General features: G+C 60.5%; 17 protein-coding genes. 10 read left to right on the top strand and 7 right to left on the bottom strand.

All coding sequences use genetic code 11. The features are described 5' to 3' along the window. Positions 1–123: 123 nt before the first annotated feature. Entirely contained in the window at positions 124–4,920 is a 4,797-nt protein-coding gene (locus PSH96_RS11570) for an RHS repeat-associated core domain-containing protein (protein WP_305460045.1), read from the top strand. 25 nt (positions 4,921–4,945) lie between these two features. Continuing rightward, positions 4,946–5,344: a hypothetical protein gene (locus PSH96_RS11565; protein ID WP_370694335.1), complete on the top strand. Its 399-nt coding sequence runs from the start codon at positions 4,946–4,948 to the stop codon at positions 5,342–5,344. Between the two features lie 812 nt (positions 5,345–6,156). Here the strand turns inward: PSH96_RS11565 and PSH96_RS11560 are convergent. From PSH96_RS11560 to PSH96_RS11540, 5 genes are all read right to left on the bottom strand, one after another. Further along, on the bottom strand, positions 6,157–7,386 hold the full coding sequence (locus PSH96_RS11560) for a M20/M25/M40 family metallo-hydrolase (RefSeq protein WP_069785847.1): 1,230 nt from the start codon (positions 7,384–7,386) through the stop codon (positions 6,157–6,159). Between the two features lie 47 nt (positions 7,387–7,433). Continuing rightward, on the bottom strand, positions 7,434–8,492 hold the full coding sequence (locus tag PSH96_RS11555; protein WP_305459344.1) for a diguanylate cyclase: 1,059 nt from the start codon (positions 8,490–8,492) through the stop codon (positions 7,434–7,436). 79 nt (positions 8,493–8,571) lie between these two features. Continuing rightward, on the bottom strand, positions 8,572–9,204 hold the full coding sequence (locus PSH96_RS11550) for a LysE family translocator (protein WP_017137772.1): 633 nt from the start codon (positions 9,202–9,204) through the stop codon (positions 8,572–8,574). Positions 9,205–9,271: 67 nt separating this feature from the next. Further along, entirely contained in the window at positions 9,272–10,141 is an 870-nt protein-coding gene (locus PSH96_RS11545; protein ID WP_305459341.1) for a sugar phosphate isomerase/epimerase, read from the bottom strand. A gap of 27 nt (positions 10,142–10,168) precedes the next feature. Continuing rightward, positions 10,169–10,333, bottom strand: coding sequence for a rubredoxin (locus PSH96_RS11540; protein WP_016968943.1), 165 nt, complete (start codon positions 10,331–10,333; stop codon positions 10,169–10,171). Between the two features lie 158 nt (positions 10,334–10,491). On the opposite strand from PSH96_RS11540, the gene PSH96_RS11535 reads away from it, so the two are divergent. The 4 genes from PSH96_RS11535 to PSH96_RS11520 all read left to right on the top strand — a co-directional run bounded on the left by PSH96_RS11535 (position 10,492) and on the right by PSH96_RS11520 (position 15,346). Further along, on the top strand, positions 10,492–11,901 hold the full coding sequence (locus PSH96_RS11535; RefSeq protein WP_056857882.1) for a PLP-dependent aminotransferase family protein: 1,410 nt from the start codon (positions 10,492–10,494) through the stop codon (positions 11,899–11,901). Positions 11,902–12,018: 117 nt separating this feature from the next. Beyond that, positions 12,019–12,759: a response regulator gene (locus tag PSH96_RS11530; RefSeq protein WP_056857883.1), complete on the top strand. Its 741-nt coding sequence runs from the start codon at positions 12,019–12,021 to the stop codon at positions 12,757–12,759. Next, complete coding sequence (locus PSH96_RS11525; protein ID WP_305459338.1) at positions 12,756–14,063, top strand: ATP-binding protein; 1,308 nt, start codon at positions 12,756–12,758, stop codon at positions 14,061–14,063. Before PSH96_RS11530 ends, PSH96_RS11525 begins: the two co-directional genes overlap by 4 nt. Before the next feature lie 200 nt (positions 14,064–14,263). Further along, a complete protein-coding gene (locus PSH96_RS11520; protein WP_305459336.1) occupies positions 14,264–15,346 on the top strand; it encodes an LLM class flavin-dependent oxidoreductase in 1,083 nt (360 codons plus the stop codon). Between the two features lie 147 nt (positions 15,347–15,493). On the opposite strand, the gene PSH96_RS11515 is transcribed toward PSH96_RS11520, so the two are convergent. Both PSH96_RS11515 and PSH96_RS11510 read right to left on the bottom strand, forming a co-directional pair. After that, entirely contained in the window at positions 15,494–16,288 is a 795-nt protein-coding gene (locus PSH96_RS11515; protein ID WP_065911077.1) for a class II aldolase/adducin family protein, read from the bottom strand. 1,164 nt (positions 16,289–17,452) lie between these two features. Beyond that, complete coding sequence (locus PSH96_RS11510; RefSeq protein WP_305459334.1) at positions 17,453–18,358, bottom strand: LysR family transcriptional regulator; 906 nt, start codon at positions 18,356–18,358, stop codon at positions 17,453–17,455. Between the two features lie 225 nt (positions 18,359–18,583). Between PSH96_RS11510 and PSH96_RS11505 the strand changes: the two genes are divergently transcribed. The 4 genes from PSH96_RS11505 to PSH96_RS11490 all read left to right on the top strand — a co-directional run bounded on the left by PSH96_RS11505 (position 18,584) and on the right by PSH96_RS11490 (position 23,204). Next, entirely contained in the window at positions 18,584–19,195 is a 612-nt protein-coding gene (locus PSH96_RS11505; RefSeq protein ID WP_305459331.1) for a cysteine dioxygenase, read from the top strand. Beyond that, entirely contained in the window at positions 19,192–20,775 is a 1,584-nt protein-coding gene (locus PSH96_RS11500) for a rhodanese-related sulfurtransferase (RefSeq protein ID WP_305459330.1), read from the top strand. The genes PSH96_RS11505 and PSH96_RS11500 overlap by 4 nt, the downstream gene beginning before the upstream one ends. Before the next feature lie 99 nt (positions 20,776–20,874). Then, entirely contained in the window at positions 20,875–21,849 is a 975-nt protein-coding gene (locus PSH96_RS11495) for an ABC transporter substrate-binding protein (RefSeq protein ID WP_305459329.1), read from the top strand. Positions 21,850–21,863: 14 nt separating this feature from the next. After that, positions 21,864–23,204, top strand: coding sequence for an LLM class flavin-dependent oxidoreductase (locus tag PSH96_RS11490; protein WP_305459326.1), 1,341 nt, complete (start codon positions 21,864–21,866; stop codon positions 23,202–23,204). Positions 23,205–23,244: the final 40 nt, after the last annotated feature.

Genomic DNA, 23,244 nt, shown 5'->3' with positions numbered 1-23,244 from the left:
CCTCTGCAAAGTCCTTCGCCTGATCACACAGTGCGAGGGATTGCAGATGGTTTTTCCGACTTACAAGGTTGTCTTTTGATCGCCGCCACCGGCCAGACCATTGGCCTGTTGGTGCTGGCGGCCATGGATTCGAAGACGCGGGACGTCGAGTCCGTTCTCGGCGATTTCAGACGCTGCCTCAATACCTACGATGCCTGGGCAGAAAGCTTTTTCAGCTTTTCAGCGCTGGACGTCGAACAGGTGTTCAAGGTCGGTGACGAAGTGGCGCTGGTGGCGCCGATCGACCGTTCGATCATTCCAAGCACTACCGTCGCCACCTGCCAGGCCAACGGTACGTTGACTCTGGTGCACATGTTCCAAAGCGCGCGCTTTGTGCCCATCGGCAATACGCCGGTGGTGCTGCAACGCGTCGCCCCCAACGGCGGCCCATTGGGCGAGCCGATCCACAAGACCATCGGCCCCAGCGGCATTCTCGAAATCACCGAGTGTGATCGCAACCAGCAGTACCGGGTCAATTTTTACCCCAACGTTTCCAGCGAACACTTCAAAGCGCTGTATGCCTCCTATCAGTCGGTGATCGCGCCGCTGGAAGGCTGGCTGCGCAGCGAGTGGAGCGGCACATTTGCACCACTGTGGCAGGACTACTCCGAGGCCAATGTCCTCAAGCGCTATCTCATGCTGGACCAGGCTTATGCCAAAGGGTTTGGCGAGGCGCTGTACTCACTCTGGGACAGCCTCAAGCAGCTGTTTGAGTGGCTTGCACACCCGCTGGACAACGCTGAAAAGCTGCTGAGTTACCTGTCCCAGGCCGAGTTTGAACAGCTGCTGAATGTCAGCGCCGAGGCGCTTGCAAAAGGCCTGTTGGTGCTCAGCGATGAGCCGCTGCTGTTTATCTACCTGTCGGCCATGGTCAGTTGGATGCGGTTGTTGCCGCCTGCCTACATGAACGAGTTGCTGGGTGAGATCAGCGCCGACGTGCTGATCAACCTGTTGCTGGCCCTGGCCACGGGCGGTATGGGGATTGCGATACGCATGAGCGCCCAGGTGCTGGGCGGCATCAAGTCTCGGCGTGCGCGTGAGTGGTTGGAGCGACTGGCCGGGCAATTCGGTAAATCTCGCTTGGGTGAGCATGTCGAGGCGGCCAAGCCGATCTTGCTGGGCAGTGGCCAGACGCCGATCAAGACCGTGCCGGTTGCCCCGTTGAAGGCTGGGGACCAGTTGGTTGCCAACCCCGTGCCGGCGGTGCGCGGCAAGACGCAACAGACCGCATTGGTGCGCCAGGAACCTGTGGATGATGTGCCGGCTTCGGGCAAGAACCTGAATGGCGATGCGGCGGCACCTGCGGACAAAACTGTCACCCACGGTTGCCCGGTGTCCATGGTTACCGGCGAGGAATTGCTGACCCTCACCGATGGCACGCTGGACGGGATTTTGCCGTTTGAATGGACACGGCTGTATCGCACCAGTGCGGTGGAAGTGGATTGCGGGCTTGGGTTTGGCTGGAGCCATTCGCTGGCGCACAGGCTTTCTGTTTCCGGTGAGTCGGTGGTGTGGACCGATCATGAGAATCGCCGCACTGAGTTTGTGCTGCCCTCCGCTGCTCGACCGGCGATTACCAATAGCTTGGCTGAAGCGGCGATCTATTTGGGTGAATTGCCCGATGAACTGGTGCTGGCCCAGGCGTCGCGGTTCTACCACTTTCAAGAGGGTGTGCTGACCGCCATCAGCGATGCATATGACAACCGGCTGCGAGTTTTTCACGATCGTTTGGGGCGGGTTGAGCGGCTGGATAACGGTGTGGGGCGCTCGCTGTTTCTGCGGTACGAGTTGGGCCGCATTGTGGCGGTGGACTATCAGGTTCATCGGGCCAAAGGGCATGAACCCTTCGAATGGGTGACGGAGCAGAAGGTTGTTTCCTACGCCTATGACGACCTTGGCCGACTGGTTTCCGCGACCAATGCTGTAGGCGAAAGCGAGGTTTATCGCTACGACGAGCAGCACGTCATTCTTGAACGCGGGCTGGCCGGTGGGGCGAGCTTCTTTTGGGCATGGGAACGGGCTGGCAAGGCGGCGCGGTGTGTTCGGCACTGGGCCAGCTTTTCGCAGATGGATACGCGCTATGCCTGGGGCGATGACGGCCGTGTCACGGTGCATAACGCTGATGGCAGCCGGGAAGTTTACGTCCACGATGACCGCGCACGCCTGGTGCAGCGCATTGATCCGGGCGGCGCTGAACACTTCAAATCCTATGACGCCAAGGGCCGGCTGACAGTTGAGCAGGATCCGCTCGGGGCGGTGACGGCGTATCAGTACGACGACGCCGGACGTTTGGTGGCGCTGTTTCCGGGGGACGATGAGCCGACGTCCTACGAGCATGACAACGGTTTCGTGCGGGTCGTAAGGCGTGGGCTCGCCGTTTGGAAATACGAGCGTAACGATCAGGGCGACGTCATTCGCAAGACCGATCCTGACGGCACTATTACGGACTACAGCTACAACAAATATGGGCAGCTGACGGGGGTTTGGTTTCCCGACAACAGTTGCCATCGGCTGGTCTGGAATGAGCGCGGGCAGTTGCTTGAGGAGCTGCTGCCCAATGGGGGTATCAAGCGTTATCGTTATGACGACCTTGGTCGGCAGGTTGCCCGCGAGGATGAACAGGGAGCGCTGACCCAGTATCAGTGGGACAGCGTGGGTCGGTTGATTCGCGTCGTACTTCCAGGCGGCGCAACACGCGAATACAGCTACAACGCCTACGGAAAAATCACCGCCGAACACGACGAACTCGGCCACGTCACCCGTTACGAATACGCCGACGGCCTGCACCTGATCAGCCGCCGTATCAACGCCGATGGCACCCACGTCAAGTACCGCTACGACAATGCGCGCCTGCTGCTGACCTCAATCGAGAACGAGGCAGGCGAAACCTACCGGCTCGATTACCACCCCAACGGCCTGATCCAGCAGGAAATCGGTTTTGATGGCCAGCGCACGGCCTACGTGTATGACCTCAACGGCAACCTGGCGGAGAAAACCGAACACGGCGACGACGGCAGTCAGCTCGTTACCCGCTACAAGCGAGACCACGCCGGCCGCCTCGTAAGAAAAACCCTGCCAGACGGCAATATTGTCGACTATGCCTACGACCGCCAAGGCAATCTCCTCAGCGTCAACGACGGCCACTGGGCGCTGGCCTACGAATACGATCCACAAAACCGCCTCACCGCCGAACACCAAGGCTGGGGCACTTTGCGTTATGGCTATGACGCCTGCGGCCAACTGCACAAACTGCGCCTGCCGGACAATAACCGGCTGGTGTTCAACCACGACAAAGGCGGCCACCTTTCCACCGTCGAACTGAACGGCGAAACCCTCACCTCCCACCTGTTCAAAACCGGCCGCGAACACCAACGCCAGCAGGGCCAGCTCCTCAGCCACTACCACTACGACGACCAAAACCGCCTGCACGCCCACGCCGTCAGCCAACAGCAACACACGCTCTACCAACGCCAATACGACTACGACAACACCGGCAACCTCACGCGCCTGCTCGACACCCGCAAAGGCGAACACCACTACCACTACGACCCCCTCGCCCGCCTGACCCGCGCCGATCACTCGCAAGACCTACAGGAACGCTTCGGCCACGACCCGGCCGGCAACCTGCTCATGCAAGACCGCCCCGGCCCGGACATCGTGGCCGGGAATCGGTTGATGATCCAAGGCGATCATCATTATGACTATGACGCCTTCGGCAATCTGATCCGCCAGCGGCGTGGCAAGGGCCATCAACTCGTCACCAAGTACCGCTACGACTGCCAGCATCGGTTGATAGGGATCACACAGCCCAATGGGCAAACCGCCAGCTATCGCTATGACCCGTTTGGGCGGCGGATCAGCAAAACGGTGGACGGAAAAACCACGGAGTTTTTCTGGCAAGGCGACAAGCTGGTAGCTGAACACCACGCGGATCGGCATCGCAGCTATATCTACGAACCAGACAGTTTTCGCCCGTTGGCACTGCTGGAAGGCTTTGGGCCTGAAGACACCAAGCCCTTCCACTACCAACTCGACCACCTCGGCACCCCGCAGGAACTGACAAACCCCGAAGGCGAAATCGTCTGGTCCGCGCACTACCGCGCCTATGGGGAAATAGCCCGTCTAGACGTCAGGAAAATCGACAACCCGCTGCGTTTTCAGGGCCAATATTTTGATGCGGAAAGCGGGCTGCACTACAACCGCCATCGCTACTACAATCCAGATATTGGTCGTTACCTGACGCCGGATCCGGTGAAGCTGGCGGGTGGGATTAACGCGTACCGGTATGTGCCTAATCCTACGGGGTGGGTGGATCCGCTGGGGCTGAGTAATTGTCCTGGCAGCGGTGGATGCAAACCCAATGCGACTGTAGAACCGCCCAAGCCAAACGTTGATGACGGAGTACCTGCTCTGCCTCACTTGGCGAGAGCTGAACGACAGGCAAGAATAGGTGAACTAACAGAGTCGAATGCCAAGCATAGAGTGTTGAGCTGGGAAAAAAAATACAACATGCATGCCACTGAAAAGCACGGCCCCGAAATACCAGACCACGCTTTAAAACAACGCTCTATAGACGGTACAAACCCAACCACAGGCAAGAAAGAGCCGATAAATTCAAGCTCTCAATTTAAAACTTGGAAAATGCAACTCCACGCTATAAACAAGGCCCTAGGTAAAATGCAGGGCGATTCGCCATCACCGACAGGTTTCGACAAACAGGGCAATCCTGTGGTTATAGTTGAATTGCCTGGAGCAGGTCGAGGTTACAAACCTAACAGCAAAAACCCAAAAAACCCAAAATATATAGAAAACATGGATAGAGCTGAAATCAGATTTGATAAAAACAACCCAACTCGACCATTCACCGCATTTCCTAAGTAAGCAGCCAATGTTGAAGTCTCCTTTCATGGACATACCCTACATTCCCAGCATTTCTCATATATTAGGAGCGCTATCGATTTACGACCTTGAAGACACCGTCGGCGAAGCACTATGGAAACATGATCCAAACGATGAAAAAGATAGAAAAACAATCATTATCGAGTTCATTTTAAAAGACCTAATGTATCTTTCTTACAGACATCGCTTCGTACTGATATCGACGCTCAAGGAAGCTCTAGATTCGCCTGATTTTAACTTCACTAGAGAATTTGAGAGTGATTATGACGAGTACATAACGATGGCCTGGGACGAAACAGAAATAGTAAACCCCCGCGGTTTCTTCGCAGACATTCACCGACTAGCCAACGAGGTATGGAAAGACGACCTCCAAAAAGCCAGCCTGGAAGACCCATCAACATGGTAGGCACACCACCTTTCTCACTGGCCCACTCCCCCTGTGGCGAGCGAGCTTGCTCGCGCTGGACCGCGAAGCGGTCCCAACGAGGGCGACGCGTTTTTCCTGGCATATCGGGGGTAACGGTTTTGGGGCTGCTGCGCAGCCCAGCGCGAGCAAGCTCGCTCGCCACAAAAACATCACTTACAACGAAAACCTCGCTCACCACAAAATAGCCTACGACGAATGAGTGTGGAAAATGCGACCTCCAAAAAGCCAGCCAGGAAGACCCATCAACATGGTAAGCACACCACCTTTCTCACTGGCCCACTCCCCCTGTGGCGAGCGAGCTTGCTCGCGCTGGACCGCGAAGCGGTCCCAATGAGGGCGCCGCGTTTTTCCTGGCATATCGGGGGTAACAGTTTTGGGGCTGCTGCGCAGCCCAGCGCGAGCAAGCTCGCTCGCCACAAAAACCTCACTTACAACGAAAACCTCGCTCACCACAAAATAGCCTACGACGAATGAGTGTGGAAAATGCGACCTCCAAAAAGCCAGCCTGGAAGACCCATCAACATGGTAAGCACACCACCGTTCTCACTGGCCCACTCCCCCTGTGGCGAGCGAGCTTGCTCGCGCTGGACCGCGAAGCGGTCCCAATGAGGGCGCCGCGTTTTTCCTGGCATATCGGGGGTAACGGTTTTGGGGCTGCTACGCAGCCCAGCGCGAGCAAGCTCGCTCGCCACAAAAACCTCACTTACAACGAAAACCTCGCTCACCACAAAATAGCCTAGCTTGCCAGCCACAAAGCCAGCTCACCCAGAGTAACCAGGTGAGCCGCCTTATTACCGCTTCGACAGCTCCATAATCATCCGACTCAACAAATAAACCCGTGGCGCCACGCTCTCCACCTCGGCATATTCCTCCGGCGTATGGATATTCCCACCCACAATCCCAAACCCATCCAACGTCGGCGTCCCGACCCCAGCCGACAAGCTCGCGTCTGCGGCCCCGCCGCTGCCTTCAATGGTCAACTTACGACCCAATTCGCCATAGATCCCCTGGGCAATCGCGACCAATTTGTCCGACTCCGGCGTCTGTGGCATCGGCGGCAGGCCGCGCAGCAGGCTGGTCTTCACTTCGGTGTCGGGGATCAACTTATTGGCTGACACCCGTGCCAGGTCTTTTTCGATTCGATCGAACTCTTCAGGCAGCGCTGCGCGCACGTCGGCTTTGGCGGTGGCTTGGTCGGGGATGACGTTGGTGCGGTCGCCGGCCTTGATCACGGTGAAGTTGATGGTGGTTTTCTTCTCTTCATCGCCGAGTTTGCCCAACTGCAGGATCTGGTGCGCCGCCTCCATCGCAGCGTTGCGGCCCAGTTCGGGGGCGACGCCGGCGTGGGCGGCTTTGCCTTTGACTTCGACCACCGCAGTGGCGCTGCCTTTGCGCCATACCACCAGGCCGTCAGCTGGGCGGCCGGGTTCCAGGTTCAAGGTTACGTCGTGGGCCTTGGCGGTTTTGCGGATCAGTTCGGAGGCGGCTTCTGAGCCGGTTTCTTCGCTGGCGTCGAGCAGGAAGGTGATTTGCGCGTAGTCCTTGAAGCCCTGGTTTTTCAGGACTTTGAGCGCGTAGATGCCGGCGACGATGCCGCCCTTGTCATCCATCACGCCGGGGCCGTAGGCGCGACCATCCTTGATATGAAACGGGCGCTCGGCGGCCGAGCCTTCCTTGAACACGGTGTCCATGTGCGCCATCAGCAGGATTTTGGCTTTGCCGGTGCCTTTGAGGGTGGCGATCACATGGCTGTTGTTGGCCGCTTTGTCCGGCACCAGTTCAATGCTGAAACCGAGCTGCTTGAGCTCATCCACGGCGATGTCGCGCACTTGGGTCAGGCCCGGCTCGTAGCCAGACCCCGAGTCAATATTCACCAGGCGCTCGAGCAGTTTCAGGGCCTCGGCCTTGTACTGTTCGGCATCCGCCTGGATTTGCTTGTGGGGTTCGGCGCTGTAGGCCGGCACGGCGAAGGACAAAGCCAGGGTGGCGGCCAGAAGGGTACGGGAGAAGGTGAAGAGCATGGACCGATCCTTGTTGTTGTGGGGAGGTGCTGCGCTACCCTACCCCACTAAACCGAGCGTAACCAACTGCCTTGCACCGAACTGACGCGGTTGCGCCCGCTGCTCTTGGCCTCATACAGCGCCTGGTCGGCATCGTTGAGCCAACGGGTGGAGTCGGCGTGCGCCGGCTGGTACAGCGCCAGGCCAATGCTCAAGCTGGCGCGCAGGGTCGGGTCTTGCGCATAGGCCAGTGCACTGAAGCGGTCACGCAAAGCGTCCATCACCTCGGTGGCGCGGTTGAGCGGCATGCCCGGCAAAATCACACAGAACTCGTCGCCACCATAGCGCCCGGCCAGGTCGGACGCGCGCAGGTTCTGGCGCAACACCTTGCTGAGTTGGCGCAGTACGATGTCGCCGGTGACGTGCCCGTAGGTGTCGTTGATGGTCTTGAAATGGTCGATATCGATCAGCGCAATGGCCGCGCCCACCTGTTCACGGCGGCAACGTTGAAACTCGATTTCCAGATGGTCCTTCCAGGCGCCGTGATTGAGCAGGCCGGACAGGCTGTCGGTGCGGCTCAAGGCCAATAACTCGCGCTTGTGGCGGGCCAGGGTCACGGCCTGGCGGTAGCAGATCCAGCCCAGCGCCAGGGGATACAGCATCAGGATCGGCAGGCACGCATACAACTGCGCCTCGCTGGTCACCGCGACAAACGCCGGCGCGAACAGCAGCAGCGCGGCGCCGATGCCCAGCCCCTGCGCCACCCAGCCGGCGAGCATAAAGCGCGGCCCGCCGATGGCGACGTTGTTCATGCTCATCATCGACAGCGTGGTCACGCTGGGCAGCGGGTTGAAGTGCATGGCACCGACCCAGAACCCGCCGCAAAACGAATCGAAGAGTAAATTACGCCGTTCGCTGCGCAGCGAGTTGCTCGCCCGGCGCGACCACTGGTAGGCCACGTGCGGCCACACAAAGGCGTTAATCAGCATCCAGGCCCACACCCACAGCGACGGGTGCAAGGGGTACATGCCAAAGACCACGCAGACAAAACCGAGCGTCAGCCCCAAGAGCCGCGATTTGAACAGGCGCGAAGCGAGCGGAAGTCCATTTCCTCCGGCGGCTGGCATGGTGGCGGCAATCCTGAATGATTGCCTGGAGTCTATCAGGGTAACGTCAAAGCGCCACTACTGCTTACCTGCTAATACTTCAGTGCGAAAACCCGCGCGCCAGCATCAAGGCAACACCCAATAGCAGCACCGCGGTGATCCGTTGCAACAGCACCCGGCGCTTGGGGTTTTCCAGCACGTGCTTGATACGCTGGCCGAAATAGCAGTACAGGCAGCCACTGGCAAACTGCAGGGTCAGAAACGTCAGCCCGAGGATGGCGATATCCGCCGCCGAGCTGTGCTCGCCTGCCCCTGCAAACTGCGGGAACACCGCGCTGAACATGATGATGGTCTTGGGGTTGGAAAACCCGGTGAGCAAACCCTTGCCGAACAGGCTGCGCGAGCCTTCCACGGCGCCGCCCTGGTTGATCGACACACCGCTGCTGGTCCACTGCTTGTAGGCCAGGTACAGAATATAAGCCACGCCGACAAACTGGATGGTCTGGGTAATGGCGAGGTTGCCCTTGATCAGTTCCGAAAAGCCTACGGCAAAGATCAGGATGGAAATCAGGTAGGACACACTCGCGCCGATCTGCGCCGGGATCGAGCTGCGCAAGCCGTCCTTCAAACCCAGGCTTAATAGCAGCAGGGTCATGGGGCCGGGGCTGAAGGTCATGGTGGCGCAAAACAGCAGGAAGTAGAGAAACGAAGACAGCGTTAACGCACTTGTCATGGGGCCAGAACCTTGGAGTGATAAAAACAACAACGGGGCGCGCTTAAAGCTCGCGCCCCTGGGCCTGTCAGGCGACGGCAATTTCAGTGGTCAGGGATTCGCGGTACATCAGCGCCAGGTCGGCCAGAGCGGCCTTGGCGGTCTGGTTGCGGGTTTCGAACGCCACCAGGCCCTTCCAGTTGGTTTCAACGATGGCCTGCACCACGTCGGCGTAATCACAGTTGCCGTCATGAATGCCGAAGTGCTGATCCTGCACGCCATTGTTGTTGCTGAAGGAAATGCCCTTGATCAAGTGGTGATACTTGCGCACCACTTCGGCCGGCAGGCCGTTCTCGATGTTGGCGTGGCCAGCATCCAGGAAGAAGTACACGTTGCCATGGGCCTGCAGGCGCTCGAACACAAAGGCGTATTCGGCCTCATGGGTAAAGATGTAGTGAAACGGCCGGTAGTTGACGTAGTTGGACAGGTTCTCCAGGTAGATATCCGTGCCCTTGGCCTCGGCGTAGCTCGCCAGTTCCTGGACCGACTTGAGGTAGTGTTCCAGCGCAACCTTCTTGGCCATCAGCACCATTTTTGGCTCGACGATGCAGCCGCCGTGGATGATCAACGGCGCGCCGAGGCGGCTGGCGATATCAATCTCTTTTTTCACGTAGTCCACCGCCGCCGCGCGGAACGCCTCGACATCACTGCCCAGCGGCGCCTTGAAGTTGCCGTGGAAGATCGGCGTGACGCCGGTGGCCGCGATTTGCGCCTGCAGGCTTTCAATGCGCGCATCGGTCCAGTCGTCGACCATCTCGCCGAACAGGCTGCCGTCGATGTACCAATGGGTGCAGTCGCCCTCGATGGCGGTTTGCAGGCCTTTTTCGGCGCTGAGGTATTTCTGGTGCGCCACGCCGGTGCAGAACGGTACGGTGGGGTTGATCAGTTTGCTTTCCATGGAGCGATTCCTTTCGTTGATGGAGGGTTAAAGTTCAATGGCCATGAAGTCGGCCTTGGTCACGCCGCAGTCAGGGCATGTCCAGTCTTCCGGCACCTCTTCCCAAGGGGTGCCAGCCGGGATTCCGTCCTCCGGAATACCCAATTCTTCTACGTACATAAAACCGCAGGGTGCGCACATATAAGTCTTCATGAGAATGCGAAATCCATTGCTCGCGTGTAAGAGACTTCGCCAATTTCCGGCGAGATGGCGCGCAGTCTAGGGCAGCGTCATTGCACAAGGCAGGTAAAGTGGTGCCTAATCCGGCCTAACTTCACCGGTAAAAGCACCGGCAAAGACAAGGAAGGTTTATGTTTGTATCCGCCATCGCTTTTGTGGAAGGCACGCCCAAGGTGCAGCAGATCGTCGACGCCTTCAGCCAGGCCATCGAGGGCGGTGAATGGGCACCCGGCAGCAAGTTGCCGTCGGTGCGTGAGCTGACCCAGACCCTGGGCGTCAGCAAGTTCACCCTCAACGAAGCGCTGGACCGCCTGCGCGGGCGCCACCTGCTGACCTCAAGCCAGGGCCGCGGCTATTTTGTGGCGATGGAAACCGCACGCCCGGCCGCCGCGACCTGGGTCGACCTGCTGCCCCAAGACCTGCTCAGCGTGCTGCGCCGCCCGCTGGTCACCGCCAGCGGCGAGCTGCGCCCCGGTGGCGGGCACTTGCCGGAGGACTGGTTGAACGGCGAGGCCATCCGCCAAACGATGCGCAGCGTGGTGCGTGCGCCGTCACTGCGAATTGCCGGCCTGGGCACACCGGCCGGGCTGCTGCCCTTGCGCCAGGCCCTGCAACAAAAGCTGCACGGCGAGGGCCTGTCGGTGCCGGTGGAACAGATCATCACCACACCCAACACCGTGCAGGGCCTGGACATGCTTATGCGCCTGCTCGCGCGCCCCGGCGACACGGTGCTGCTGGACGCGCCGTGCTACTTCAACTTCCACGCCAACCTGGCCCTGCACGGGGTCAAAGTGGTGACCATCGAGCGGCGCCCCGACGGCTTTGACTTTGCTGCCCTCGAACAGCTGCTGGCCGAACACCGCCCCAGCCTGTACCTCACCACCAGCGTGCTGCATAACCCCACCGGCCATTCCTTCAGCCCCGGCCAGGCGTTTCGCCTGCTGCAACTGACCCAGCAGTACCATTGCCACATCGTCGAGGACGACCTCTACGGCGACCTGCACCCCAACCCGCCGCCGCGCCTGGCCGCCCTCGCCGGGCTGGATCAGGTCACCTACCTGTCCGGGTTCTCCAAGATCCTCAGCGCCAACACCCGCGTCAGCTACGTGGTGGCCGCGCCGCAACTGGCCGCCAACCTCACCAACATGAAGCTGATGAGCGGCGGCGTGACCTCGGAGCTGTTCGAGCAAATCGTCTACCGCATGCTCAGCGAAGGCAGCTACGCCAAGCACCGCAAGCGTATGGTCCAGCGCTTGATGGAGTCTGGCGGGCGCGTCGAGCAATGGCTCAAGCGCTGCGGCTGCGAGCTGCCGATGGCGTATGAAGGCGGGATGTTTATCTGGGCGCGCCTGCCCGATGGGGTAAACGGTGAACTGCTGGCCCAGGAGGCGTTGAAACGCAGCCTGGTGCTGGCGCCGGGCGCGCTGTTCGGCTACGACCCGGCGCACCTCAATTCGATGCGTTTCAATGTCGCCCACACTGATGAGCCGCGCGCCCAGCGGGTGTTCGAGGCACTGTTGCTCAAGGCCGTGCGCCACTGATTTTTGCTTCGCCGTGTATCTGGTCAGCGCCAGATACACTGCAATACAAAGGGCACAAGGCAAAGCCTGCGGCGATGGCTAGACTGCGCCCCAAGAGTATTTAACGAGGAAGGCAGCATGGATCATGTCGATCACATTCTGATCGTCGATGACGACCGGGAAATCCGCGAACTGGTGGGCAATTACCTGAAAAAAAACGGCATGCGCACCACCGTGGTTGCCGACGGCCGCCAGATGCGCAGCTTCCTCGACACCACGCCCGTGGACCTGATCGTGCTGGATATCATGATGCCCGGCGACGACGGCTTGCAGCTGTGCCGCGAACTGCGGGTGGGCAAGCACAAAGCCACGCCGGTGCTGATGCTCACGGCGCGCAACGATGAAACCGACCGCATCATCGGCCTGGAAATGGGCGCCGATGATTACCTGGTCAAGCCGTTCGCCGCGCGTGAACTGCTCGCGCGCATCAACGCCGTACTGCGGCGCACCCGCATGCTGCCACCGAACCTGGTGGTGAGTGAAACCGGGCGGCTGATCCGCTTTGGCCGCTGGCGCCTGGACACCACCGCCCGCCATCTGCTCGACGAGGACGACACCCTGGTGGCTCTGAGCGGCGCCGAATACCGCCTGTTGCGGGTGTTTCTCGACCACCCGCAGCGCGTGCTGAATCGCGACCAATTGCTGAACCTGACCCAGGGGCGTGACGCCGACCTGTTCGATCGCTCCATCGACCTGCTGGTGAGCCGCTTGCGTCAACGCTTGCTGGATGACGCCCGCGAACCGGCCTATATCAAAACCGTGCGCAGCGAAGGTTATGTGTTTTCACTGCCGGTGCAAATCCTCGGGGCCGAGCAATGAAGCCATGGCGGGTTGGCTGGCCGCGCACACTGGCGTCCCAGCTGTCGCTGATTTTTTTGATCAGCCTGGTGTGTGCTCATGGGTTGTCATTCAGTGCGCAGTTCTACGAGCGCTACATCAGCGCGCGCACGGTGATGCTCGGCAATCTGGAAAACGACGTGTCCACCTCGGTGGCCATCCTCGACCGCCTGCCCGCCAACGAGCGCGCCAGTTGGCTGGCGCGTCTCGACCGGCAGAATTACCGCTACTTGCTCAACGCCGGCGAGGCCGGTGAACCGATGAGCAGCAATGACGTGCCAATGGCCGCCACCTCGATTGCGGACGCTCTGGGCGAGCACTACGCCCTGACCTTTCGCGATATTGCGGGCATCCAAAAACACTTCCAGGTGCACCTGACCCTGGCCGATGGCAACCCGATCACCCTCGACGTACGCCCCGCCGCCCCGACTGTAGCCTATTGGTTGCCGGTGGTGCTGGTGCTGCAACTGGCGCTGCTGCTCGGCTGCACCTGGGTTGCGGTGCGCCTGGCCGTGCGCCCGCTGACACGCCTGGCGCGTGCGGTCGAAACCCTCGACCCGAACGCCCACCCCACGCCCCTGGACGAAACCGGCCCGAGTGAAGTCGCGCATGCCGCCGCAGCGTTCAATGCCATGCAACAGCGCATTGCCGAATACCTCAAGGAACGCATGCAGATCCTCGCCGCGATTTCCCACGACCTGCAAACGCCGATCACCCGCATGAAACTGCGCGCCGAGTTTATGGATGACAGCGCCGACCGCGAAAAACTGTGGAGCGACCTGAGTGAAATGGAGCACCTGGTGCGTGAGGGCGTGGCGTATGCGCGCAGCGTTCACGGCGCCACCGAGGCCAGCCACCGCATTGACCTGGACGCCTTTCTCGACAGCCTGGTGTTTGACTATCAGGACATGCAAAAGCAGGTCAGCCTGCGCGGCAAAAGCGCGCTGATCCTCGACACTCGCCCCCACGCGCTGCGCCGCGTGTTGGTGAACCTGGTGGACAACGCCCTTAAATTCGCCGGCAACGCCGAGCTGGAAGTCGGCTGCGCAGCGGATGGGCAGCTGTCGATCAAGGTGTTGGACCGAGGACCGGGAATTGCCGAAGGCGAACTGGCGCAGGTGTTGCAGCCATTCTATCGGGTGGAAAGCTCACGCAATCGCGGCACCGGCGGCACCGGGCTGGGGTTGGCGATTGCCCAGCAACTGGCGGTGGCGATCGGCGGCTCGCTGACCTTGAGTAATCGGGCTGAGGGTGGCTTGTGTGCCGAGATTCGTTTAAGTTTTTAGCACACTGTTCTGTGGCGAGCAGGCTTGCCACATTGAATGCACAGCTTTAATAACATATACGCATGATAATTCTGTTTTTTTATAATTAGGTTAGAACCAACAGGCATTTTACAGACCCCGCCACTGCCCTTACTTTTGACCCGAGTGACCGACCCCACGCCCGGAGGAGGTGTTAATCGCGCAAACGACAAGGACAGACCATGAGCATCGAATTTATCGGTTACATCGGCGGCCATCACGCTTCCGAGATTCACCCGCGCAGCGGCCCTACCCTGCAACCGGATTACGTCGAAACCGTGGCCCGCGCCCACGAAGCGGCCGGCTTTGACCGCGCATTGGTGGCGTTTCATTCCAACAGCCCGGACAGCACGCTGATCGCCGCGCATGCCGCCAGCGTGACCCAAAAACTGCAGTTCCTGATCGCCCATCGCCCGGGTTTTGCCCAACCCACCCTGGCCGCACGCCAGTTCGCGACCCTGGACGTGTTCAACGGCGGGCGCACAGCCGTGCATATCATCACCGGCGGCGATGACCGTGAACTGCGCGCCGATGGCAGCCATATCGGCAAGGACGAACGTTACGCACGCACCGACGAATACCTCAGCGTGGTGCGCCAGGAATGGACCCATGAGCAGCCTTTCGATTTCAAAGGCACCTACTACCAGGTCGAAGGCGCGCATTCGACGGTAAAGTCGCCGCAGCAGCCGCATATCCCGCTGTATTTCGGTGGCTCTTCAGCGGCCGCGATTGCGGTAGCCGGCAAGCATGCCGACGTGTATGCACTGTGGGGTGAAACCTACGAGCAAGTGCGCGAAGTGGTGACCCAGGTGCGAGCAGAAGCGGCCAAGCACGGGCGCACGATTCGCTTCAGCTTGTCGTTGCGCCCGATCCTCGCAGAAACCGAGGAGCTGGCCTGGGCACGCGCCGAGACGATCTTGCAGCAGGCGACGGCACTGGCTGACAAACAGGGCTTCGTGCGCCGCGAGCCACCCAACGAAGGCTCGCGCCGCTTGCTGGCAGCGGCGGCGCAGGGTTCGCGCCTGGACAAGCGCCTGTGGACCGGGATCGCCGGGTTGCTGGGCGCGCAGGGCAACTCCACTTCATTGGTCGGCACCGCCGAACAAGTCGCGGAGGCGTTGCTGGACTACTACGACCTGGGTATCACCACCTTCCTGATACGCGGGTTCGACCCGCTCAATGATGCGATCGACTACGGCAAGCGGCTGATCCCACTGACCCGCCAGCTGGTCGCCGAGCGTGAACAGGCCAAACAGGTCGCCTAATCACACCACAAAACCCATGTGAGAGCTGATCAACTGTGGGAGCTGGCTTGCCTGCGATAGCGGTGTCTCAGTCGACATCAATCTTGACTGTTATACCGCCATCGCAGGCAAGCCAGCTCCCACAGGAGTTTGGCGTCAAGCATGGGTTCAGTTTTTGTAGTCGGTATCCGTACGCTCCAACTGCCGAATCAACGCATTCCAATGCCGCGCCACGCCCGGCCCTGCGCCATTGCTGAACACCTTGGCCTGCTCCTCCACCTTGGCCACCACCTCTGCCGGCGGGAAGATAAGCTCGGCATTGCCGCCTGCCTGCGCCGCGATCTGGATAGTGCACGCGCGCTCCAGCCCTTGCAGTTGCTGGAAGGCGTGTTCCACGCTGATGCCAGCAGTCAACAGCCCGTGGTTGCGCAAAATCATCACACTCTTGTCGCCCAAGTCAGCCACCAACCGCTCGCGCTCATCCAGGTCCAGCGCCACGCCTTCATAACCGTGATAGGCCACGCGCCCGGAGAACGCGATGGCGTGCTGGGAGATCGGCAGCAGGCCATCCTTCTGTGCCGACACCGCAATGCCGTCACGCGTATGGGTGTGCAACACCGCTTGCAAGTCATGGCGCGCGCCGTGGATGGCGCTGTGGATCACGTAACCTGCGTAGTTGATACCCAGGCCGGTCGGGTCGTCGACAATCGTGCCGTCGAGGTCGACCTTGACCAGGTTGGACGCGTTGATTTCATCAAACAACAGCCCGTAGGCGTTGATCAGGAAATGCTCATCCGGCCCCGGCACACGGGCGGAGAAGTGTGTGTAGATATGGTCGGTCCATTTGTACAACGCCGCCAGCCGATAGGCCGCCGCCAGCTTGACGCGCACCTCCCACTCTTCTGGCGTGACGCGCTGGCGGACGTTACTGGAAACACTGGAAAGCGAGGTGACGCTGCTCATGGCAAAACTTCCTGGATGGCCTTAAGGACTTCCAGTCAGCCTAGGGGATGGCCAAAAATAATAAAAAGCACATTTTAATCTAAGCTAATTATTATTTTTTTTTATGAAAAGGGTGGGGACTAGACGCGACCAATGTGGGAGCTGGCTTGCCTGCGATGGCGGCTTGTTGGTGGTGTACATATCCGTTATTTGGGTGATGGCGACTTAGGGTTCCGCCCTGACGGCGGGTCACTTTTGCAAGGACGCAAAAGTAACCAAAAGGTCCTCGCCCCAACACTCGGTGCCTCGCTGTGGCTCGGCATGCCCGCAATCCGACAGTGATTTGGGGGGGCGATTTCAGATCAAGATCAAAAGCGCAGATCAAAAGACCGCTGACTTCGTCATCGAAAAGGATTTAAGGGCCACTGCAACAGCAACAGCAACAGCAACAGCAACAGCAACAGCAACAGCAACAGCAACAGCAGAGCCATACTCGGTCAAAGGTGGGAGCTGGCTTGTCGAGTCGTCGCACCGCTGCGATGGCATCAACTTGGTGTACCTGACACACCAAGGTGTCTGCATCGCAGGCAAGCCAGCTCCCACAGAAAAGCAGCTCTTCAGTGCATGCAAATCCACAGCCGACCTCATATTCAAAACTGCATGCGATCAACTGTGGGAGCGGACTTGCTCGCGAAAGCGGTGGGTCAGTGACAGATGAATTGACTGACCCACCGCTTTCGCGAGCAAGCCCGCTCCCACAGTTAGACTATGTTGCATCAGGTAGACAGGCTGTTGCTTTGCACTTGATCTGGCTTTTGCTTCAACCACTCAGGTCGGCTTTCAGGCCGCCGTGCTGTAGATCTTGATCTTGATTTTGATCTGAGGCGCCCCGTCAACCACGATGGCCGAACGCAGGCTTGAATCCGTGGGTAACCCGGCAGGACGCCGGGTTAGCCGCGCTGGGCCAAGGATGGCCCATCGCGGCGGCCCACGGATTCAAGCCGGAGTGAGGGCATGCCGAGCCTAGGCGAGGCACCGAGTGGTGGGGCACAGACCTTTTGGTTACTTTTGGCTGGGCCGGCATTCCGGGCGTTTGCCAAAAGTGACCCGCTGTAAGAGCGGAACCAATAGAAGCCGTGACCGCAGCAACGGATATGTACACCGACAAACCGCCCCCCCTCAGCCTCAAGCAGCATTGCGAATCTTGTGCAACGACGCCGCCACCAGCGTCCCAAACGCATCCACCGGCCCCTGCAGGTTGCCCAGGAAGTGCGGGGAGATCAGCCACAAATCCATCACCGGTTTAAAGTCCTTGAGCGGCACCACTGCCAGTTGCTCAAGGTGCGCGCTGCGCTCCAACAGCGGGCGTGGCACCAGCCCCAGGCCCAGGCCGTCCGCCACCAGGCCCAGTTGCAACTCTGTGCCGAAGGTTTCCAGGTTCACCCGCAGCGCCAAGCCCTGGTCGGACAAGGTGCGCTGCAAGCCGGCACGGAAACCACAGCCATCCGGGTTGAGAATCCAGCCGCCCTGGTACACATCGGCCAACTTGCAGGGCTTTTTCGGCAGCTGTGCCTTGGCACACACCACCACCAGTTCCATCTTGCCGATGGACTCACCGACGATGTTGTCCGGGAATATCTTGCCCGCCGGAAACAACGCCACCGCCGCATCGAGCTCGCCGCGCTCGATCTTGCCGACCAGTTGGCTGCCCCACCCCGTGGCGACCTGGGCGCGCAAGTCGGGGTATTCGCTGCGCAGGTGCTTGAGCGCATCCAGCAGCACCACATCGCCGATGGTCTGCGGCACACCCAGGCGCAACACGCCGGTGGGCGGTGCATCGGTGGCTACCAGCTCACGCAAGGCATCCATCTCGCGCAGGATCAGCCGGCATTGTTCATACACACGGGTGCCGATCAGCGTAGGTTTGAGCGGCTTGGTGTTGCGGTCGAACAGCTCCACGCCCAGCGCCTGCTCGAAGTTCTGCACGCGGCGGGTGATGGCCGGCTGAGTCAACTGCAACGACTCCGCGGCGTGGCTGATGGACTGGCAACGAATCACTTCGACAAAGGCATCGATATCGTCAATTTTCATTTGGGCCGCACATAGAGAACAGTCATTAAGATGTGTGGCAAGCATAGTTGCCGCACGGCTGTCTGGATAGCCTGCGCTGTGATCGATAACGTCTAACGCTATTCAGACCGGTTCTAAATTACCTAAAGCTATAAGCTAATCATTAAAAAATAGCATATTAACTATAAACATTATGCTTATATAAACCCATCACGCCATCCCCATAACCGCCATGATGGAATTGCCATGACCCAGTCCCGACACCCCGAAAGACTCAGAGCCTTTATAGGCGCCCTGGCGGAACTGATCGACGGCAACCCACGCGAAGGCGACCTGTTGCACCGTGGCGGCAAGCTATTGGCGCAACTGGTCAGCCATGACGACTGGCTGCCCGACGAGTACGCCCAACCCGACCCCGAGCGCTACCAGCAGTTTTTGCTGCATGCCGATTCGCGCCAGCGTTTCAGCATCGTCAGCTTTGTCTGGGGGCCGGGCCAGCGCACGCCGATTCACGACCATCGGGTGTGGGGCCTGATCGGCATGTTGCGCGGTGCGGAGTTTTCCCAAAGTTTTGAACGGGCGCCCGATGGCAGCCTGGTGGCCGAAGGCACACCGGTTCAACTGCTGCCCGGCCAGGTTGAGGCGGTGTCGCCCAAAGTCGGTGATATCCATCAAGTCAGCAATGCCCACAGTGACCAGGTGTCGATCAGCATTCACGTGTACGGCGCCAATATTGGTGCCGTGCGCCGCGCGGTGTACCAGCCCGACGGCAGCGAGAAACTGTTTATCTCCGGTTATTCCAACGCCTACCTCCCGAACATCTGGGATTTGTCCAAAGATAAGAGCCCTGCCCTATGACCACCGTATCGAACCGCAGCTTCGCCCAGATTCGCCAGGCCCTGTTGGACCGTGAAGAAGTCGCCTTGGTCGACGTGCGCGAAGAAGCGCCCTTTGCCGAGTCGCACCCGCTGTTCGCTGCGAATATCCCGCTGTCCAAGCTGGAGCTGGAGGTGTATGCGCGCATTCCCCGTCGCGATACCCAAGTGACGGTCTACGACAATGGCGAAGGGTTGGCCGAACGTGCCGCCGCGCGCCTGATTGCGTTGGGCTACACCCAGGTCAGCCTGCTCGAAGGCGGCCTGGATGGTTGGCGCCGTGCCGGTGGCGAGCTGTTTATCGACGTCAACGTACCGAGCAAAGCCTTCGGCGAGTTGGTGGAGAGCGAGCGCCACACGCCGTCTTTGGCCGCCGAAGAAGTGCAGGCCCTGCTCGACAGCCAGGCCGATGTGGTGGTGCTCGACGCGCGCCGCTTCGACGAATACCAGACCATGAGCATTCCCACCGGCATCAGCGTGCCGGGTGCCGAACTGGTACTGCGCGCCCGTGAACTGGCGCCGGACCCGGCCACCCGCATCATCGTCAACTGCGCCGGGCGCACCCGCAGCATTATCGGCACGCAGTCGCTGATCAACTCAGGCATCGCCAACCCGGTATCGGCACTGCGCAACGGCACCATCGGCTGGACCCTGGCCGGGCAGAAACTCGCCCATGGCCAAGCGCGGCGCTTTGCACCTACCCGCGAAGAACACCGCCAGATCGCCGCACAGGATGCGCGCCGGGTGGCCGACAAGGCGCGGGTTGGCCGCGCCACGTTAGCCGACCTGCACAACTGGCAGCAGGCAGCGACCCGCACCACGTACCTGTTCGATGTGCGCACGCCGGAGGAATTCGAAGCCGGCCATTTGCCGGGCGCGCGTTCCACACCCGGCGGCCAGCTGGTGCAGGAAACCGACCATGTGGCCAGCGTGCGCGGAGCGCGCTTGGTGCTGGCCGATGACGATGGCGTGCGGGCCAATATGTCCGCCTCATGGCTCGCGCAACTGGGCTGGGAGGTGTACGTGCTGGACGACCTGCAAGCGGCGAACTTCAGCGAGCACGGGGCGTGGGTCGCGCCGGTGCCGGCGCCCTTGCAGGCCGAACTGATCAGCCCCCACACCCTGGCCGAGTGGCTGCCCCATGGCGACACGGCGGTGCTGGATTTCACCCCCAGCGTCAACTACGTCAAACGCCATATCCCCGGTGCCTTCTGGGTCTTGCGTGCGCAATTGCCCCAGGCCCTGGCCAAGGTGCCGCCCGCCGAACGTTATGTGCTGACCTGCGGCACCAGCCAACTGGCGCGCCTGGCGGTCGCCGAAGTCGAAGCCATCACCGGCAAGCCGGTGTTCCTGTTGCAAGGGGGCACGCTTAACTGGATCGCCGAAAAACTGCCGCTGGAAGAAGGCGAAACCCATCTCGCGTCACCGCGTATCGACCGCTATCGCCGCCCGTACGAAGGCACCGACAGCCCGAAAGAAGCCATGCAGGCGTATCTGGACTGGGAATTCGGCCTGGTCGACCAGCTGGCACGCGATGGCACCCACGGTTTCTACGTGATCTGAACCACCTTCACGCCTGCCCCACACCGGGGCAGGCCGCACCGACCCCTTGCCAGGCGGAGGTAACCCACACTTTTTCAATTTGCCTGGGATTTATCCATCATGGTCTTTAGCACGCCCTTCAAACACCTGCTCCTGAGCAGCGCCCTGGCCCTTGGCCTGATCAGCACTGCACACGCCGCCGACTTGCAACCGCTGCGGGTGGCCAACCAGAAATCCACGATCAAGGCGCTGCTGGAGGCCTCGGGCGAAACCAAAAACGTGCCCTATCAAATCCAGTGGTCGGAGTTCCCTTCCGCCTCGCCGCTGGGCGAAGCCCTGAACGCCGGTGCCGTCGATATCGGCGCCCTCGGCGATGCGCCGTATGTGTTCGCCTTGGGCGCCGGGGCCGCGCTCAAAGTGGTCAGCATCATTCACGCCGAAGGGCGCAACACCACCGCCCTGGTGGTGCCCAAGGACTCGCCGATCAAGACGGCCGCCGACCTCAAGGGCAAGAAAATCGTCACCGGGCGCGGCTCCATCGGGCACTACCTGGCGATCAGGGCCTTGGCCGGCGCGGGCCTGACGAGCAAGGATGTGCAATTCATTTTTCTGTTGCCCGCTGAATCCCGGCTGGTACTCGATAACGGCACCGTCGATGCCTGGGCGACATGGGACCCCTACACCACGGTGGTCACCTCACAAAGCCACGCCCGGGTCCTGGTCAGCGGCAAGCAGTTGTTGAGCAACCACCTGTATTTCGCCGCCACCAGCCAAGCGATCGCCGACAAACGCCCGCAACTGGATGACTTCGTGGCCCGCGTCGACCGTGCCTACGCCTGGGCCAATAAACACCCGGATGAATACGCCGCTGCCCAAGCGAAAATTACCGGCCTGCCCTTGGCAGTGCACCTGGAGGTGGCCAAAGACACGCAACTGAACCCCGTGGTGATTGACGACAGCGTGATCAAGGGCCTGCAAGCCACCGCCGACACCTATCAGCAAGAAGGCCTGCTGCCCAAGCGCATCGACGTGTCCCAGGGTTTCGACACCAGCTTTAACGCCGAACGTTTTCCCACTTCCCAAGCATCGCGCTAAGCAAGGAGCCGCCTATGAGCACGCCACGTCATCTGAAACTGGGCGCTATGGTCCACGGTGTCGGTCACGGCTGGGGCGAATGGCGCCATCCGCAGGCGCAACCGAATGCCAGTACCAACTTTGGCTTCTATAAACAACAAACTGAACTGGCCGAAGCGGCCAAGTTCGACTTCGTGTTTATCGCCGACAGCCTGCACATTCACGCCAAATCCAGCCCGCACTACCTCAACCGTTTCGAGCCGCTGACCATTCTCTCGGCCCTCGCCGCGTTGACCACCCATATCGGCCTGGTCGCCACCGTGACCGTCAGCTACACCGAGCCCTACCAGGTGGCGCGCCAGTTCGCCTCTTTGGACCATATCAGCGGCGGCCGCGCCGGCTGGAACGTGGTCACCTCGTGGCTGAGCGGCACCGCCGACAACTTCGGCAAAGCCGAGCACCCGCCCCACGCCGTGCGCTACCGCATCGCCAAGGAACACTTGAACGTGGTCAAGGGCCTGTGGGATTCCTGGGAAGACGACGCCTTTGCCTACAACAAGCAGAGCGGCGAATTTTTCACCCCCGACAAGCTGCACGCGCTGAACCACAAGGGCGAATTTTTCTCGGTCAAAGGCCCGCTGAACATCGCCCGCTCGCGTCAGGGCCAGCCAGTGATTTTTCAGGCGGGCACCTCTGAAGATGGGCGCAACTTCGCCGCCGAGCATTCCGATGCGATTTTTGTGCATGTGGAGACGCTCGAAGAAGGCAAGGCTTACTCGGCTGATTTAAAACGCCGCGCCAAGGGTTTTGGCCGTGATGCGGCGAGCCTGTCGATTTTGCCGGGCATTCGCCCGATTGTCGGGCGCGATGCCGCCGAGGTGGAAAGCCGTTATCAGCAGGCCGTGGACCTGGTCACCGTCGAAGATGCGATTGTGGCGCTGGGCCGCCCCTTCAACGACCACGACTTCAGCCAATACCCACTGGACGCCCCCTTCCCGGAGCTTGGCGACCTGGGCAGCAACAGCCAGAAAGGCGGTTCCGACCGTATCAAGCAACTGGCCAGGGACGAAGGCCTGACCCTGCGCGAAGTGGCCTTGCGCTTTTCGCGGCCCAAGCGCGATTTTGTCGGTACCCCGGAGCAGGTCGCCGATGCGATTCAAACCTGGTTCGAGTCCGGCGCCAGCGATGGTTTCATCATCAACTCGGTACTGCCGGATGGCTTGCAGTACTTCACCGAACTGGTGGTGCCGGTGTTGCAACAACGCGGGCTGTTTCGGCGCGAATACAACGGCCAGACCTTGCGCGACAACCTGGGGCTGGAGGTGCCGACCAATCGGTACAGCGTGATTGAAACACCCCTGAAAGCACGGGCTTAAACGCTATCCCCTGTGGGAGCGGGCTTGCTCGCGAATGCGG

This window comes from Pseudomonas sp. FP2338, from assembly GCF_030687515.1.
Classification (GTDB): domain Bacteria; phylum Pseudomonadota; class Gammaproteobacteria; order Pseudomonadales; family Pseudomonadaceae; genus Aquipseudomonas; species Aquipseudomonas salomonii.
The sequence above is the reverse complement of the archived record's forward strand: the minus strand, read 5'-3'. Positions and strand labels throughout refer to the sequence as shown.